Source organism: Streptomyces regalis, assembly GCF_001509475.1.
In the GTDB taxonomy this organism is placed as follows: Bacteria; Actinomycetota; Actinomycetes; order Streptomycetales; family Streptomycetaceae; genus Streptomyces; species Streptomyces regalis.
On record NZ_LLZG01000176.1, the window covers coordinates 71312 to 86288 of the forward strand.

17 protein-coding genes and 1 pseudogene are annotated in these 14977 nt (G+C 69.1%); 8 read left to right on the forward strand and 10 right to left on the reverse strand.

Annotated features, from left to right (window positions below; all coding sequences use genetic code 11):
* Positions 1 to 43: 43 nt before the first annotated feature.
* Complete coding sequence (gene mltG, locus ADL12_RS21205; RefSeq protein WP_062704245.1) at positions 44 to 904, forward strand: endolytic transglycosylase MltG; 861 nt, start codon at positions 44 to 46, stop codon at positions 902 to 904.
* Between the two features lie 889 nt (positions 905 to 1793).
* Here the strand turns inward: mltG and ADL12_RS21210 are convergent.
* From ADL12_RS21210 to ADL12_RS58520, 3 genes and pseudogenes are all read right to left on the reverse strand, one after another.
* Positions 1794 to 2882, reverse strand: coding sequence for an NAD(P)-binding domain-containing protein (locus ADL12_RS21210; protein WP_062704263.1), 1089 nt, complete (start codon positions 2880 to 2882; stop codon positions 1794 to 1796).
* An 87-nt stretch (positions 2883 to 2969) separates the two neighbouring features.
* Positions 2970 to 3715 (reverse strand): annotated as a pseudogene (locus ADL12_RS50730) (LLM class flavin-dependent oxidoreductase).
* 127 nt (positions 3716 to 3842) lie between these two features.
* Positions 3843 to 3926, reverse strand: a complete 84-nt coding sequence (locus ADL12_RS58520) for a putative leader peptide (RefSeq protein ID WP_311737185.1) — start codon at positions 3924 to 3926, stop codon at positions 3843 to 3845.
* 133 nt (positions 3927 to 4059) lie between these two features.
* Here ADL12_RS58520 and ADL12_RS21220 point away from each other — a divergent pair, with 133 nt between their 5' ends.
* Positions 4060 to 4482 carry a secondary thiamine-phosphate synthase enzyme YjbQ gene (locus ADL12_RS21220; RefSeq protein WP_062704247.1) on the forward strand — a complete coding sequence of 141 codons (423 nt, stop codon included), beginning with the start codon at positions 4060 to 4062 and terminating at the stop codon, positions 4480 to 4482.
* 366 nt (positions 4483 to 4848) lie between these two features.
* Here the strand turns inward: ADL12_RS21220 and ADL12_RS21225 are convergent, their stop codons facing one another.
* The gene (locus ADL12_RS21225; RefSeq protein ID WP_159053237.1) at positions 4849 to 5799 is read right to left on the reverse strand and encodes a hypothetical protein; all 951 of its coding nucleotides are present in this window, start codon (positions 5797 to 5799) and stop codon (positions 4849 to 4851) included.
* Positions 5800 to 5946: 147 nt separating this feature from the next.
* Between ADL12_RS21225 and ADL12_RS21230 the strand changes: the two genes are divergently transcribed.
* The 5 genes from ADL12_RS21230 to ADL12_RS21250 all read left to right on the forward strand — a co-directional run bounded on the left by ADL12_RS21230 (position 5947) and on the right by ADL12_RS21250 (position 9320).
* Entirely contained in the window at positions 5947 to 6336 is a 390-nt protein-coding gene (locus ADL12_RS21230) for a PstC family ABC transporter permease (RefSeq protein ID WP_244187997.1), read from the forward strand.
* Positions 6336 to 7247, forward strand: a complete 912-nt coding sequence (pstA, locus tag ADL12_RS21235; RefSeq protein WP_062704249.1) for a phosphate ABC transporter permease PstA — start codon at positions 6336 to 6338, stop codon at positions 7245 to 7247. Before ADL12_RS21230 ends, pstA begins: the two co-directional genes overlap by 1 nt.
* A 62-nt stretch (positions 7248 to 7309) precedes the next feature.
* Positions 7310 to 8158 (forward strand): phosphate ABC transporter ATP-binding protein PstB, encoded by an 849-nt coding sequence (pstB, locus tag ADL12_RS21240; RefSeq protein ID WP_208614587.1) that lies wholly within the window; start codon positions 7310 to 7312, stop codon positions 8156 to 8158.
* 63 nt (positions 8159 to 8221) lie between these two features.
* Entirely contained in the window at positions 8222 to 9013 is a 792-nt protein-coding gene (locus tag ADL12_RS21245; protein WP_062704250.1) for a winged helix-turn-helix transcriptional regulator, read from the forward strand.
* A gap of 16 nt (positions 9014 to 9029) precedes the next feature.
* Positions 9030 to 9320, forward strand: coding sequence for a hypothetical protein (locus ADL12_RS21250; RefSeq protein WP_062704251.1), 291 nt, complete (start codon positions 9030 to 9032; stop codon positions 9318 to 9320).
* A gap of 22 nt (positions 9321 to 9342) precedes the next feature.
* Here ADL12_RS21250 and ADL12_RS21255 read toward each other — a convergent pair whose 3' ends face one another.
* Positions 9343 to 10602, reverse strand: coding sequence for a DUF4238 domain-containing protein (locus ADL12_RS21255; RefSeq protein WP_279617158.1), 1260 nt, complete (start codon positions 10600 to 10602; stop codon positions 9343 to 9345).
* Positions 10484 to 11188: an arsenate-mycothiol transferase ArsC gene (locus ADL12_RS21260; RefSeq protein ID WP_062704253.1), complete on the reverse strand. Its 705-nt coding sequence runs from the start codon at positions 11186 to 11188 to the stop codon at positions 10484 to 10486. Before ADL12_RS21260 ends, ADL12_RS21255 begins: the two co-directional genes overlap by 119 nt.
* A gap of 166 nt (positions 11189 to 11354) precedes the next feature.
* On the opposite strand from ADL12_RS21260, the gene ADL12_RS21265 reads away from it, so the two are divergent.
* Entirely contained in the window at positions 11355 to 11750 is a 396-nt protein-coding gene (locus tag ADL12_RS21265) for an ArsR/SmtB family transcription factor (protein WP_062704254.1), read from the forward strand.
* 15 nt (positions 11751 to 11765) lie between these two features.
* On the opposite strand, the gene ADL12_RS21270 is transcribed toward ADL12_RS21265, so the two are convergent.
* The 4 genes from ADL12_RS21270 to ADL12_RS21285 all read right to left on the reverse strand — a co-directional run.
* On the reverse strand, positions 11766 to 13199 hold the full coding sequence (locus ADL12_RS21270) for an FAD-dependent oxidoreductase (RefSeq protein ID WP_062704255.1): 1434 nt from the start codon (positions 13197 to 13199) through the stop codon (positions 11766 to 11768).
* Positions 13200 to 13270: 71 nt separating this feature from the next.
* The gene (gene trxA, locus ADL12_RS21275) at positions 13271 to 13594 is read right to left on the reverse strand and encodes a thioredoxin (protein WP_062704256.1); all 324 of its coding nucleotides are present in this window, start codon (positions 13592 to 13594) and stop codon (positions 13271 to 13273) included.
* A 28-nt stretch (positions 13595 to 13622) separates the two neighbouring features.
* On the reverse strand, positions 13623 to 14630 hold the full coding sequence (gene trxB, locus ADL12_RS21280; RefSeq protein ID WP_062704257.1) for a thioredoxin-disulfide reductase: 1008 nt from the start codon (positions 14628 to 14630) through the stop codon (positions 13623 to 13625).
* A partial coding sequence (locus ADL12_RS21285) for an arsenate reductase/protein-tyrosine-phosphatase family protein (protein ID WP_062704258.1) occupies positions 14627 to 14977 on the reverse strand: 351 nt, incomplete at its 5' end. The genes trxB and ADL12_RS21285, both read right to left, overlap by 4 nt.

Sequence of the window (14977 nt, forward strand, 5' to 3'; positions counted from 1 at the left end):
CGTTATGTCGGGTTTATAAGTGTTTGCGGGATACCGTGCCCGCATGCACTTGAACACTCCGCCACGGAACACGATTCGACTGACGCACCGGGGCCGTATCGCTCTCATTGCCGCCGGCGCCGTCGTGGCCGGCGCCGCCGTGGCGGTGCCGCTGCTGATCCTCGGCGAGGAGGAGCCGGCGCGGCCCACCTCGCTGGTGATCCCTGAAGGCTGGCGCGCGAGCCAGGTGTACGACGCCGTCGACAGGGCCCTCGCCCTGCCGCCAGGGTCCACCAGGAAGTCCCTCGGCAAGCTCGACCTCAAACTCCCGAACGACGCCGATGGCAACCCCGAGGGCTACCTCTTCCCGGCGACGTATCCACTGGAACAGAACGGTAAAAAGGCGACACCGGACTCCCTGCTGTCGGCCATGGTCGACACCGCCAACAAGAAGTTCAGCGGCGCCCCGATCGCCGCCGGCGCCCAGCGCAACGCCATGAACGTCTATCAGGCGGTCACCATCGCGAGCATCGTCCAGGCCGAGGCCGGCAGCAAAGCTGACATGGGCAAGGTGGCCCGGGTCATCTTCAACCGGCTCGAACGCGGGATGCCGTTGCAGATGGACTCCACCATCAACTACGCGCTCAACCGCTCCACGCTCAAGACCACCGAGGCCGACACGCGCATCGAGAGCCCCTACAACTCGTACCAGCGCATGGGCCTGCCGCCCACGCCGATCGACAACCCCGGCGAGGACGCGATGCGCGCCGCGATCAGTCCGTCCCCGGGCGACTGGCTGTACTTCGTCACGGTCAAGCCGGGTGACACCCGCTTCACGGCCGACTACGCGGAACACCAGCGCAATGTCGCCGAGTTCAACGCCCAGCGGAAGGCGAGCCCGGCCAGCCCGCAGCCGACGAAGTGACCGCGGGGCATCGTACGACGACCGGGTCTTCGGCTGGTCCACGTACGGACACGCGCCGCGGCGACCGGTGCTGCGTCCGGCGCCCGGCGATGGCCTCGCAGGCTTGCAGGCCTGGCGGTGACGGGACGACAGCAACCGGAGTGCGGTCTCGGTTCCCGGCGACATGAACCGGCTGCTTACGGGCGCCGGTTCCCATCGACGTGAAACCAACGGCCCGAGCCCGTCGGCGCGCAGGCACGGGAAATCCGACGACGCCCGTCCTCCGTCCCGGGCCTCAAGCTGCCCAGGCCTGCTTGCTGGTGGCTGCCAGCCACCAAGTCGCCCACCGCAATACCGACTGCCGCTTGGTTGGTTGCGTCCACGTGCCGGCCGCCGCTCGGTCGGCCTCGGTCCCGCTGGCCGCCGCTGGGTTGGCCGCCGCCGAGTGGCCTGCTGCCGGGTTGGTGGCGCCCGAGTCGGCCGTCGTTCAGCCGACAGCCGTCAGGTTGGCCGCCGCCGAGTGGCCTCCTGCCGGGTTGGCGGCGCTCAAGTTGGCCGTTGTCCAGCCGGCTGCTGCTTGGTTGGTGGTCGACACGTGTCGGCCGCTCGGTCGCCCGCCGCAATGCCGGCTGCTGCTTGGTTGGTTGCGGCCATGTGCAGGCCGCCGCTCGGTCGGCCTCCGTCCCGCTGGCCGCGGCCGAGTGGCTTCCCGCCGGGTTGGCGTGCTCAAGTTGGCCGTTGTCCAGCCGGCTGCTGCTTGGTTGGTGGTCGACACGTGTCGGCCGCTCGGTCGGCCGTCGTCCAGCCGACCGCCGTCAGGTTGGCCGCCGTCGAGTCGCCTGCCGCCGGGTCGGCCGCGACCAAGCTGGCCATCGCTCAGCCGACCGCCGCGCAACCCGTCGCCGGAACGTCACGCCGCCACCGGCTCCTCGGACAGCAACCGCCTGATGTCCCGTACGGCCGCGCGGCCGGCCCGGTTGGCGCCGATCGTGCTGGCGGACGGGCCGTAGCCGACCAGGTGGATGCGGGGGTCGGCGACCGCGCGCGTTCCCTCCACGCGGATCCCGCCGCCCGGCTCGCGCAGGCGCAGCGGGGCCAGATGGTCGATGGCGGCGCGGAAACCGGTCGCCCACAGGATGACGTCGGCGTCCACGCGCCGCCCGTCCTTCCACTCCACCCCGTCCGGCGTGATCCGGTCGAACATGGGCTGCCGGTCCAGGACCCCGTCCGCGAGCCCTTGCCGCACGGCGTCGTTGAGGGGCAGCCCCGTGACCGAGACGACGCTCTTCGGTGGCAGCCCCTGGCGGACCCGCTCCTCGACCAGCGCGACGGCCGCCCGGCCGACATCTTCGGTGAAGGAGCCTTCGCGGAACACGGGCGGGCGTCGCGTGACCCAGGTCGTGGCGGCGGCGTAGCGGGCGATCTCCAGCAGATGCTGGGTGCCGGAGGCGCCCCCGCCCACCACGACGACCCGCTGCCCGGCGAACTCCTCGGGCCCGGGGTACTGCGCGGTGTGAAACTGCTGCCCTCGGAACGTCTCCTGACCGGGGTAGCGCGGCCAGAACGGCCGGTCCCAGGTGCCGGTAGCGTTGATCAGCGCCCGCGTCGACCAGGTCCCCGCCGAACTCTCGACGAGCAGCCGTCCGTCCGCGCCCTCGCGCACGGCACGCACGTCGACGGGCCGCCGCACACGCAGGTCGAAGGTCCGCTCGTAGCTGTCGAAGTACTCGGCGATGACCTCGGACGACGCCCGCTCGGGGTCGGCGCCGGTCAGCTCCATGCCGGGCAGCGCGTGCATCCCGTGCACCTTGCCGTACGTCAGCGAGGGCCACCGGAACTGCCAGGCGCCGCCCGGGCCGGGGGAGTGGTCCAGCACCACGAAGTCGCGGTCCGGCTCGAGGCCGGTGCGCCGCAGGTGATAGGCGCTGGAGAGGCCTGCCTGACCAGCGCCTATGACGACTACGTCGACTACGGCGAGTGCTTCGGCCGCTTTGGCCACCTCGCCCGCTTCGTCCGCCTCAGCATTGTTCACGTTTCTACTAACTGCATCGAGGGCGAGGAACTTCCCCGGGCCCGGCCCCGAAGATCAGCGCGCGCCCGCGACGAGCAGCGGAACACCGGCCTCGGCGCCTCCGCCGCCGTAGCGCCGATCAAACCGCGCGCCGCCAGCTCGGGAATCACCCCCTCGGTCAATTCGGCACCTCGGCATGGCTCCCGACCAGCGCGGTCCCCGCACCACCGCGGACCAGCCCGACGCCCGCCCAGAGGTTCGGTAGATCTCCAGATCGGCCGCCAGGGAGGAACCGCCGAAGAACAGCTGCGGCACCGGCTCGGGCGGCAGTGCGGTGAGCCCGCCGTCGACTTGGTGGTGGGCGCCATGGAAGTCGTACGGCTCACCGCGCCACACCCCGCGTACGACGGACAGGAACTCGTCCGTCCGGGCATACCGCTGATCGTGGTCGAGACGGTCGCCGAAGCGGCGCTGCTCGGCCGAGTCGCCGCCATCTGCGCGGCGAGCGTCGGCGAGATCAGGCCCGGCCGGAACGCGACCAGGAACTTGAGGCGTTCAGTGTGCTGGGCGAGGACGTCGGCCGTCAACAGGCCTGTGCTGCTGAGCAGTTGCCACAGGATGAGGAGGAGGACGGGGCCGGTGGTGCGGCGCAGCCAGTGAGGGAGGCGGGTGTGGCGGGAGGAGGCGGAGAGGAGGGGTTCTAGGTCGGGTGGAGAGGGGGTGGAGTCGTCGGTGGCGGTGTGGGTCTTCGTACGACCGGCACCGGATATATCGGAAATGTCCGGCTCGGGAGAGCCGGGTGGGGCATGGCTGATGCTCATGAGTGCTCCACGGGGGCGAGCGACCGGTGGGGATACGCGTCTCGGCGCCGCCACGTCTCATGGAGAGCTCAGACGTGCGGGTGGGGCGGTGCCGCGACGGCGGAAGGGGTGAGCGAGAAGAAGGGCGTCAGCAGCCGCGGCGACACGCGGCGGAGGTCACCCGCAGCAGGTCGATGTGACCGCGCGTGGTGAGCAGGGCTGAACGCAACATGCCGCCGAAAGTGGCCAGATGGCGCGGCTGCGGTCAACGGTGTCCCGTCAAGTGGACCCCGTGTATCACAGCTCGGTCGTCTCGGATCGTCCCCTGGCGCGCGAACTTCGGCGCATGGGCGAGGATGGACGACATGTCAGACGCCTTCACCACCCGAGTTCTGAACGTCGCCTCCGGCTCCTCGGAGAGGGTCGTGGACATCACCCGCGACTGCGAGGCCTTCCTGCAGGAGACGGCGGCGGGCCGCGACGGCCTCCTGAACGTCTTCGTGCCGCACGCCACGGCCGGCATCGCGATCATCGAGACGGGCGCAGGCAGCGACGACGACCTCCTGGCCGCCCTGCACACCCTTCTCCCCGCCGACGACCGCTGGCAACACCGCCACGGCAGCCCCGGCCACGGCCGCGACCACGTCCTCCCGGCCATCGTCCCGCCTCACGCGACGCTGCCGGTGCTGGGCGGGCGGCTGGAGCTCGGGACGTGGCAGTCGGTGTGCCTCGTGGACACGAACAAGGACAATCCTCGTCGGCAGGTGCGGTTGTCGTTCCTTGCGTGACGAAGGTGCGGACTGTCGGTCTGAAGTCCGGCCGAACCAAACAAGTCTGGCTCGGACTCTGCCGTCCACCCGCTGTTGCCCGGCCCCCAAGTCGCTTGTTCGCAAGGAGACTTGACTCGACCGATCAGGCGGGATCTGAACCCACGACCTCTTCGTCCCGAACGAAGGTCTCGCAGGCTGTCCACCTGTCGTGCTTGATGTTTGCGCAGGTCAGAGCGTTGGTCTCGGTTGGTCTGGGGTGGCCCCGAAGGGACTCTGGGAGAAGATCTTCTCCCAGATTTCTCCCAAGGTGCTGATCGGCCACTAAGGAACCAGGGGCCACGCTCGCTTTGCATAAGAACATTTGCCTGACCTGATCGCTCCGTCTCAGGTCAACGCGGCCCGCATCTCGGGCAGTGCGTCGGTAACAGTGCGGGCATACTCGGCGAGAACCGTGGTCACCCTGCTCACCTGGTCGGACAGGCGGTCGTACTCGGCAATCTCTGCCGGAGTCCAGGGAGCCTCATTGCTCTCCATCTCGGAGAGGCGCAGTCCCGCCCTCGTCACACGGATTACTGCCTGGGTGGCGGACTGCAGACGTTGCGCAACCCCCTCCGGAGCAGGGGCCAGTAAAAGATCGAGTTCCTTCGGATCGGGGAGTCGCGGGAGCCGGTGATCGATCCAGTAATCACCCCAGAGACGACGTCGACGTGCCTCCGGCTCGGCATCGTCCAGCACTCTCACATTGCCTGTCTCGTCTCGGCGGAGGCGCAGTCCGGAGTGCGCCGCCATGCCGGCAGCCATGGCCGCAGGATCCTGTGCCTGATCGCTCATCTCTCCCACAGGGGGTGGGCCGAGAAAGGCACACAGTTCCACAAGCTGCCGCGTCAGGTCATCAACCGTTGGCAACAACGCCAGGTCTTCGTCGGGCATCAGTGTTTCGGGCGCGGCTGCACCCATACGGGCGCGATGCAGCGGTGCTCCGTGAGCTGTGGATCGCCAGGCCGCGATGGCCGCGTCGACCCACCAGCAGACGAACTCGTGCGCGGCATCCTGATGCGTCTTCGCGGTGTTGACGGCCACCTTCAGCCGGACTGAGACAAGCACGGACTCCGGGTCGTATGTGGAGCTCCGAGCGTTGCCGTGTTGCCGGAGCTCGGCCTCTTTGAGGGTATCCAGCTCGTCCATGTGCTGCCGCGCGGCTTCACTGGCTTGAAGTAGTACAGCCGATGCCCGGGCCATGGATGACAGGGCATTGTCGATCTCTTCGGCGGTCATGCCGCCGGATGCCGTCGGTGAGTTGGATGCCTGGTCGACTGGGGCCAGCTCTCCACTCATGCAGGGCTCCTGTGAGGTGACGAGGACCGGGGTGCTCCAGAAGCCCCCTCAGGGCAGAACGTAATCCGTCCGGCGGTGAGGTCGGTTGAAAGTGCGCAATCTGGCACACGAAAGCTGCTGTGGTGCTATCGGCGGTCGCATGGTGGTGTGCGTGATCGCTTCGGCGCTGCGGAGGCGGACGGAGCTCTCCTCGCTGCGCTCGGCTCGTCGCGGATGCAGGTCTCCACCCGGGTGGTCTTCCCGGCCGCCCTGTCCGGCATCGTCGCGGCGATCGTGCTGGGCATCTCTCGGGCGATCGGCGAGACGATGATCGTCGCCGTGGCGGCGGGCGGGCGCCCCAACCTGTCCTTCAACCCGCTCGAAGGCATGCAGACCATGACCGCGTTCATCGCCGCGGCCGGCATCGGTGACCAGCCCACCGGGTCCCTCGGCTACAAGACCATCTTCGCGGTGGGCCTGCTGCTGTTCGTGATGACCCTGGTGATGAACCTGGTCAGCATTCGCCTGGTGCGCAAGTACCGGGAGGTGTACGAGTGATGAGTTCCCCGACCGTCGACCGCGACCTCGCCGTGGACCTTCCCGAGGCTCCCCGCCTGAAGGGCCGGGGCACGCCGTGGCGGGAGCGGTTCTTCCAGCTCAGCCTGTGGGCCTCGCTCGCCGTGGGTGTGGTCTTCCTGGCTTCGCTGCTGGTCTACGTGGTGGTCGAAGCCTGGCCCCGCCTCGACTCGCGGATCTGGACGAACTTCCCGGACATCATCGATCCGTCCAGCGCCGGTGCCCAGTCGGCGATCATGGGCACGATCTGGGTGATCGCCTTCACCGCGCTGTACTGCCTGCCGACCGGCGTCCTCACCGCGATCTACCTGGAGGAGTACGCCGACCCCAACCGCTGGTACAACCGCGCGATCGAGATCAACATCCAGAACCTGGCGGCCGTACCGTCCATCATCTACGGCATCCTCGGACTCGGCGTCATCTCCCGCGGCCTCGGCTTCGGCCAGACGGTCCTGACGGCCTCGCTGACCCTGTCGCTGCTGGTGCTGCCCGTCGTGATCATCTCCTCGCGCGAGGCGATCAGGGCCGTACCGCAGTCGATCCGGCAGGCGTCCCTCGCGCTGGGGGCGACCCAGTGGCAGACCATCTGGCGCCAGGTCCTGCCGGCCGCGGTGCCCGGCATGGCGACCGGCTCGATCCTCGCCTTGTCGAGGGCGATCGGTGAGGCCGCGCCGCTGCTGCTGCTCGGCGGGCTGACGTTCATCACCTTCAACCCGACCGGTGTGCAGAGCCCGTTCACCGTCCTGCCGATCCAGATCTTCAACTGGATCAGCCAGTCCCGCGCCGAGTTCGTCTCGCTCGCCTCCGCCGCGATCGTCGTCTTGCTGGTGATCCTGCTGGCGATGAACTCCCTGGCGATCTGGCTGCGCAACCACTTCTCCCGCCGGTGGTGAGCCCCGTGACCGACCCCACCAGTCGCCCCGAGATGCCCGTTTCCGCCATGCAGGAGCCCGTCATGACCCCACCCACCGACGCCACCGGCGGCACCAAGACCCCCCAGGTCACCTTCCGCGACGCGCCGTCCCTGGCCAGTCCGGTGTTCGAGGTCAGCGGTCTGTCGGTCTTCTACGGCGACCACGAGGCCGTCCGCGACGTCAACATGACCATCGGTCAGCGCCAGATCACGGCGATGATCGGCCCGTCCGGCTGCGGCAAGTCCACCGTGATCCGCTGCTTCAACCGCATGAACGACCTGGTGCCCACCGCCCGCGTGGCCGGCAAGATCCGCTACCACAACGAGGACCTGTACGGCCGTGACGTCGACCCGATAGAGGTGCGCCGCCGCATCGGCATGGTCTTCCAGAAGCCCAACCCGTTCCCCAAGTCGATTTACGACAACATCGCCTACGGCCCCAGGGTGGGCGGCTTCAAGGGCAACCTCGACGACCTGGTCGAGGAGACCCTCACCCACGCCGCGCTCTGGGACGAGGTCAAGGACAAGCTCAAGACCTCGGCTCTGGCGCTGTCCGGCGGTCAGCAGCAGCGGCTGTGCATCGCGCGCACCATCGCGGTCAAGCCCGAGGTGATCCTCATGGACGAGCCCTGCTCGGCCCTCGACCCGATCGCCACGGCGAAGATCGAGGACCTGATGGAGCACCTGGCCCAGGAGTTCACGATCATCGTCGCCACCCACAACATGCAGCAGGCCGCGCGCGTCTCGCACCGCACTGCCTTCTTCACCGCCGACGTGGACGACAAGGGCGTACGCCACGGCCGTCTCGTCGAGTACGACGAGACCGAGCGGATCTTCTCCAACCCCTCCGACCAGCGCACCGAGGACTACATCTCCGGCCGCTTCGGCTGACGGAGATCGAGATCGAGTCCTGCGACCGCCCCTTTGCGCGCTTCACGTAAAGGAGTTCACCGGGTGACACCCGAACCGCACCGGCCGACGGCGACCGGCTCTCAAACCGGTCCCGGCGGCCCCGACGACGGCACGCCGCCCCCGGACCTGCTGCTGGCCGAGCCCGACACGGACCTGGCCGCCAAGGTCGTCGCCCGCTTCGCCGCCGCGGGCGTGTCCACGGTGGTCTGCCGCGACGGAGCAGAAGCCCTGCTCCAACTCGGTGTGCAGCACCCCGGCGCGGTGCTGCTCAGCGCACCGCTGCCCGTGGTCAGCGCCGCCCAGGTCACCGCGCTCATCGCCCGGCTCCATCCTGTCCCGGTCATCGTGGGCGCCGGCCCCGACGGCGCCGAGGAGGCCACCGGGGCGGTGGCGGCGGGCGCGGTGGCGTTCGTCGCTCGCCCGTACCGGGCCGAGGAGATCCTGCCGCTGCTCATGCCCCGCCTCGACACCGACGCGGAGGCCCGCATTGTGGTCGGCGACGTCGAACTCGACGTCGCCGGCTTCCACGTGTACGTACGCGGTTGCTCCCTCCAGTTGCCGGTGCGCGAGTTCCTGCTGCTGCGCTACTTCATGGAACGCTCCAACAAGCTGATCAGCCGCCAGGAGCTGACCGCGGCTCTGTGGGGCACCGAGAAGCCGGACAGCAACACACTCACCGTGCACGTACGGCGCGTACGTAACAAGATCCAGGAAGCGGGCAGCTGCTGCACCATCGACGCCATCCGCGGCATGGGTTACCGCTTCGAGTGCGGCCCCGGCGCGTGCGCCGAGACGCAGAGCGCGCCGACATCTCGCCCGGCTCGGGCGCGATAAAGGGGGAGGGAGTCCCGTGCCGGAGGGGCAGGAAGAGGACTCCTACATCGACCTGCCGATCTGGGCCACGCGCTACCCCCGGTGGGGCATCGTCCACGGCCGTCACCACATCCCTACCGTCGGCACGCTCATGCACCGAAAGGGCTGGCTTTCGGCCAGGGTTCACGTGCGGTTCCTGCCCGCAGGCCAGACGCGGTGGCAGACCTTCATCACCGACTGGATCACCATGGCGGAGATCATCACCGCCCCCACGCTCGCCGAGGCGCGGACGCTGATCTCCCTCTGCCTCACCGACGCATGCACCTGACTGGGCTCGCGGAGGGACGTGGTCAGGACGCGGCAGTCCTGGGCGGCGGATGCTCGATGGTCCAGCGGCGCTCGATGTTCCGGTCAGGCGGGAACACCGTGTACTGGATCGCGTACTGCGGAGCCGAATGGTCTTCTCCGGCCCAGGGTCTCGGCTGGCGAGGGCTGTGCGGTTTCCAGTGCAGCCACGGGTCGTGGCGGGGATGGTGGACGACGAACTGGTCTGCCACGTCGTAGGCGACCTCGACCAGGGCCATGCCGACGGCACCTTCTATGTGCAGGAGGTGGTCCGTGCGCTTGCGCGGGTCGGTCAGTTGCTCGGCCGGGCTGGGCAGGAACAGCAGCCGGTGCGGGTCCAGGGGCAGCATGATGTCGCTCTGGGCCACGGCGAGGACCTGATCGTCCGCGTCAGGACGATTCCATATGACCACCGGGACGTCGCTGGTGAGCAGGCACATATCGCTGAAGCCCAGGCCCCAGGGGCGGTTGTGCAGCACAAATGCCAGGACGGCGATGTTCTCGACGATGTAGCGCAGGTGGGGGTTGTTCGCGGCGATCCTGGCGATGTCGTCAGGGAGGTCGGGAGCGTCCTCGGGCGGCGGTTGAGGGTGAGAGAGGCGCTTGCGCTGGCGCGTGGTGCGCAGGATCTGCGCCGCCATCCACCAGGAAAGGGCGCTGCGTTGCTCGGGTGGGAGCGGCCACTGTGGTGTCAGGGCCCAGTCCTTGTCGTCGAGGATCGTTTTGAGGGCGGTCTCGGCGTTGCCCTCCAGCGAGGTGAAGAGCTCCTCGCACGAGTGATGGGGAACGCCGTCCAGGGTGGTGCCCCAGTAGAAGCCGCGCTCGGCGCCGATCGCGCTCGGTGCCGCCGGGAAAGCCCGGTCGGGGTTGTCGAGGCGCCGCACACGCAGTTCGTACTGACGACGTGCCTGATGTTCGGCGAAGTGCCGCAAGTACATCTGGGGAACGGTGTGGTCACGCGTCCTGCCGGTTCTGGCCGCCTTCTTTCCTGCGGACGCTCTGCCCACGTACCCGCTCCCTCCCCGCGATGTGATGCTCCACGGCAAGTAAACAGCGCGCCGCAGGGCACCTGTTGACGACTCTTGCCCTGGAGCTCGGCGGGAGCGGCGGGGTCGCTGTGACGGGGGCTGCGTCAGCGATGGCACATCACATGCTGCGTCCGAGATGGCCGTGATCCGAAGAGGTGCCGGGGACCGGGGCGTCGACCAGCTCGCGGGTGAGGCCGTCCACCCGTGCGGCCAGAGCCGTGCACACCGACCGCGCACTTTCGATGTCCAACCCCGACAGCTCGGGCAGGTCCCAGTCCACATAGCGTCGGCCCGGCAGTACGGCGCAGGCGTCGCCGCAGCCGAGCGTCACCACGACATCGGCCGCGGCGACGACCTCGGACGTGACGGGCTTGGGGAACTCGTCATCCGTACCCAGGCCGCGCTCGGCAAGCAGCTGCTGCACGATCGGGGAGATCTCGGATCCTGGATCGGAGCCGGCCGTGCGGACCTCCACCGTGTCCCCGGCCCGGTGGCGAAGGAGAGCGGCGGCCAGCTGGGAGCGGCCGGCGTTCTCGGTGCAGACGAACAGCACCTGCGGAACCGGCTTGGGGCACAGCCCTGACGCCTTGGCCAACGCGCCCAGGCGCTGATCGGCGAACCGTTCCACCAGGATCGGGAGGTGGAGGGTGTTTCGGGCTCGGTGACCGAGGAGCTCGGCGCACTCCTCGACGTAGGCGGCGATGGTCTCGCGGGAGAAGGCGCGGCCATGGCGTGCGGCCAGGCGGCGGGCGATGCGCTCCAGGACCGGCCCGGTGTCGCGAAGGGGAGGGGTGGCTGGGCCGAAGCGGCTTTGCTCGTCCATGGCGGCACCTCTTCCGTTCGCGACAGAAAACCTCTCCCTGCCTCGCATCATAGGCGCCTGTCTATGTATTGGACAGGGCGGAGCGAAAGTGAACCCTGGGTGAACAAGTGGGTAGGAGGGTCTTCGAACGCCGGGGGAACACCTGACCGGCGCTTATGGTGAATAGATGGCTATCTCTACGTATGGCGAGGAGGCGAAGGCGGTGTCTGACGAGGCGGAGACGTGTACGCCGGGCCTGTCCTGCCTGCTGATCGACCGTGAGGAGGCAGAGCGGCTCGCCGCCATGCTGAAAGCCATAGCCGACCCAACCCGTCTGCAATTGCTACGCCTCATCGAGCGCGCGCCGAAGGGTGAGGCGTGCGTCTGCGACCTCACCGAGTGCCTGGGGCTGCGTCAGCCGACCGTCAGCCATCACCTGAAGGTGATGACCGAGGCCGGGCTGCTCAACCGCGACCGCCGCGGCACGTGGGTCTGGTACTCCCTCAACCACGATGGACTGCGCCGCGTGCGGGAAATCCTCGACCCGGCGTCGGCAATCGAGCCGGAGCCTGTGGCCGCCTGAGCCCCACCCTCGGCGTTACGACGCGCTCAGCATCCTGCGCTGTACGTCGAGCTGATGCTCGCTCATCCACGCCTGCGCCGCGACCTGTACCGCGTCCCACGGGGAGCCGAGCGGCGGAGTGTAGGACAGGTCGAGCTCGCTCACCCCGTCGACCGACATGCCGTGGAAGATCGCGGTGGCGTAGGTGTCGACCCGCTTGGAGATCTCCGCGCCGCGCCGTCCCACGAGCTGGGCGCCCAACAGGAGACCGCTGCCGGTGTCGCCGGTGACGCGGATCGAGACGGGTGAGGCGCCCGGGTAGTACGCCTTGTGGTCGTCCGGGCGGCTGGCGGTGGTGGCCGGGGTCCAGCCGCGCCCGGCGGCTGCTGCTTCCTGGTCGCGCAGGCCGGTGCGGGCCGCGACGAGGTCGAAGACCTTCACGACCTGGGTGCCCAGGCTGCCGGCGAACCAGCGGCGACCGCCGAGCGCGTTCTCGCCCGCGACCCGGCCCTGCTTGTGGGCGGTCGTCCCCAGCGGCAGCCAGGTCTTGCCGAGCAGCCGGTGGTGGGTGACGACGCAGTCCCCGGCCGCGTACACATCCGGCAGCGAGGTGCGCATGTACTCGTCGACCTCGATCGCACCCTTCACGCCGAGCTTGGCCCCGGCGGTCGCGGCGAGCGTGGTGTCGGGGCGGACGCCGACGACGACCAGGACGAGGTCGGCACCGCGAGTGAAGGTCTTGCCAGTGGGCCCCGTGGCCCGGACGTGCAGCACTCCGCCGGTCGGGTCGCGGGTGATCGCGGAGACGTGGGTGCCGGTGATCACCTCGACGCCGTGAGTCTCCAGTTCGGCGTGGACAAGGGCGCCGAGCTCGGAGTCGACGGTCGGCAGGACCTCCGGCAGGGCCTCGATCTGGGTGACCTGCATGCCGCGCGTGCTCAGCGCCTCGGCCATCTCCAGACCGATGTATCCCGCGCCGATCACGACGGCCGACCTGGGGCGACGCTCGGCGATGGTCTGCATGACCTCGAAGGTGTCGCCCATGCTGTGCAGCAGGTGCACGCCATCTGTCGGGCCGAGGGCATCGGGCCCGGTCAGGCCCATGATGGGCGGGCGCGCGCTGACCGCGCCGGTGCCGACGATCAGCGCGTCGTACGGCAGTTCCTCGGCCCGTCCGTCCGCGCCGCGCACCGCCAGCAGCTTGCCGGCCACGTCGATGCCGGTGGCGAGGGTGTCGGTGCGTACGTCCATGCCGGTGGCCTTGAGGTCGGCGAGGGTGCGATGGGCGAGGTTGCTCCAGTGCCCGACCTCGCCGGAGACGTAGTACGGGATGCCGCAGATGGAGAAGTTCGGGTACGCGTCGGCCACGACCACGGTGACCTCGCTGTCGGGATCCAGCTCGCGGGCGCGCAGCGCGGCGCTGATGCCGGCGTCGCTGCCTCCGACGGCGACGATGCGCTTGCTGGCCACCGGGATACCTCCGTTGGAGTGGGAAGAGAAGCGTGCGGTGGGGTGCGCAGGGCACCCCACCGCTGGTCGCGTCAGGCGAGGTGGTCGGCGAGCTCGCGCTCGAGGGCGGCCTTGGGCTTGGCGCCCACGATGGTCTGCACGACCTCGCCGCCCTTGTAGACGTTCATCGTCGGGATGGACATCACGCCGTACTGGGCGGCGATGGCGGGGTTCTCGTCGATGTTCAGCTTGACGATCTCGATCTTGTCGCCGTGCTCGGCGGCGATCGCCTCCAGGGAGGGGGCGAGCTGGCGGCACGGGCCGCACCAGGCGGCCCAGAAGTCGACCAGGACCGGCTTGTCGCTCTTGAGCACGTCCTGGTCGAAGGACTCTTCAGTGACGCTCTTGAGAGTCATGGTGCTTGTCTCCTACGGATGGTGAGGGTCAGACGCCAGCCGTGACCAACTCGTCCTCGACCGTGGTCTCTCCGGCGCCGGTGTCACCCAGGGCGGCGAGGTACCGCTCGGCATCGAGGGCCGCCTGGCAGCCGGACCCGGCGGCGGTGATGGCCTGGCGGTAGGTGTGGTCGACGACGTCACCGGCGGCGAAAACGCCGGGGATGTTCGTACGGGTCGAGGGCGAGGCGACCTTCAGGTAGCCCTCGTCGTCCAGGTCGAGTTGGCCCTTGAACAGCTCGCTGCGTGGGTCGTGGCCGATCGCGATGAACAGACCGGACACGTCCAGGTCGCGGGTGGCGCCGGTGAAGACGTCGCGCAGGACGACCCCGCCGAGCATGCCGTCCTTCTCCTTGATCTCCGCGATCTCGCTGTCGAAGGCGAAGGAGATCTTGTCGTCGGCGAAGGCGCGGTTCTGCATGACCTGGGAGGCGCGCAGGGCGGAGCGGCGGTGGACGACGGTCACGGAGCGGGCGAAGCGGGTGAGGAAGGTGGCCTCCTCCATCGCGGTGTCGCCGCCGCCGACCACGACGATGTCCCGGTCACGAAAGAAGAAGCCGTCGCAGGTCGCGCACCAGGACACGCCCCGGCCGGACAGCTCCTCCTCGTTCGGCAGGCCGAGCTTGCGGTAGCCGGAGCCGGTCGCGACGATCACCGTCCGCGCCCGGTGCACGGTCCCGGCGGTGTCGGTGACGGTCTTGATGTCGCCGGTCAGGTCGACCACGACGACGTCGTCCTCGATGATCTCTGCGCCGAACTTCTCGGCCTGCGCCCGCATGTTCTCCATGAGTACGGGGCCGTCGATGCCCTCGGGGAAGCCGGGGAAGTTCTCGACCTCGGTGGTCGTGGTGAGCGAGCCGCCGACGAAGATCGCGCCGCCGAAGACGAGCGGCTTGAGGTTGGCGCGGGCGGTGTAGAGGGCGGCGGTGTATCCGGCGGGGCCGGAGCCGATGACGATGACGTTGCGGATCTCGCCGGTGGTCTCGTCGTCGCTCATGCGGTCTTCTCCGGCGCGATCTCCTTGATCAGGCCCTCGACCAGCACCTTGATCTCGTCCCGGATCGGACGGACGGCCTCGACGCCCTGGCCCGCCGGGTCGTCCAGCTGCCAGTCCAGGTACCGCTTGCCGGGGAAGACCGGGCAGGTGTCGCCGCAGCCCATGGTGATGCACACGTCGGACTCCTTGACCGCGTCGACGGTGAGCATCTTCGGCACCTCGGCGGAGATGTCGATGCCGACCTCGCGCATGGCCTCGACGGCGGCCGGGTTGACGTGGGCGCCCGGGTTGGAGCCGGCGGAGCGGACCTCGACGCGGTCTCCGGCCAGGTGGGTCAGCCACGCGGC

What these genes read in the sequence shown, in the direction of transcription:
- mltG (WP_062704245.1), top strand. Translation starts at nt 44, where the DNA reads ATGCACTTGAACACTCCGCCACGGAACACGATTCGACTGACGCACCGG.
- ADL12_RS58520 (WP_311737185.1), bottom strand. Translation starts at nt 3,926, where the DNA reads ATGTTGCGTTCAGCCCTGCTCACCACGCGCGGTCACATCGACCTGCTG.
- ADL12_RS21220 (WP_062704247.1), top strand. Translation starts at nt 4,060, where the DNA reads ATGTCAGACGCCTTCACCACCCGAGTTCTGAACGTCGCCTCCGGCTCC.
- ADL12_RS21225 (WP_159053237.1), bottom strand. Translation starts at nt 5,799, where the DNA reads ATGAGTGGAGAGCTGGCCCCAGTCGACCAGGCATCCAACTCACCGACG.
- pstA (WP_062704249.1), top strand. Translation starts at nt 6,336, where the DNA reads ATGAGTTCCCCGACCGTCGACCGCGACCTCGCCGTGGACCTTCCCGAG.
- pstB (WP_208614587.1), top strand. Translation starts at nt 7,310, where the DNA reads ATGACCCCACCCACCGACGCCACCGGCGGCACCAAGACCCCCCAGGTC.
- ADL12_RS21260 (WP_062704253.1), bottom strand. Translation starts at nt 11,188, where the DNA reads ATGGACGAGCAAAGCCGCTTCGGCCCAGCCACCCCTCCCCTTCGCGAC.
- ADL12_RS21265 (WP_062704254.1), top strand. Translation starts at nt 11,355, where the DNA reads ATGGCTATCTCTACGTATGGCGAGGAGGCGAAGGCGGTGTCTGACGAG.
- trxA (WP_062704256.1), bottom strand. Translation starts at nt 13,594, where the DNA reads ATGACTCTCAAGAGCGTCACTGAAGAGTCCTTCGACCAGGACGTGCTC.
- trxB (WP_062704257.1), bottom strand. Translation starts at nt 14,630, where the DNA reads ATGAGCGACGACGAGACCACCGGCGAGATCCGCAACGTCATCGTCATC.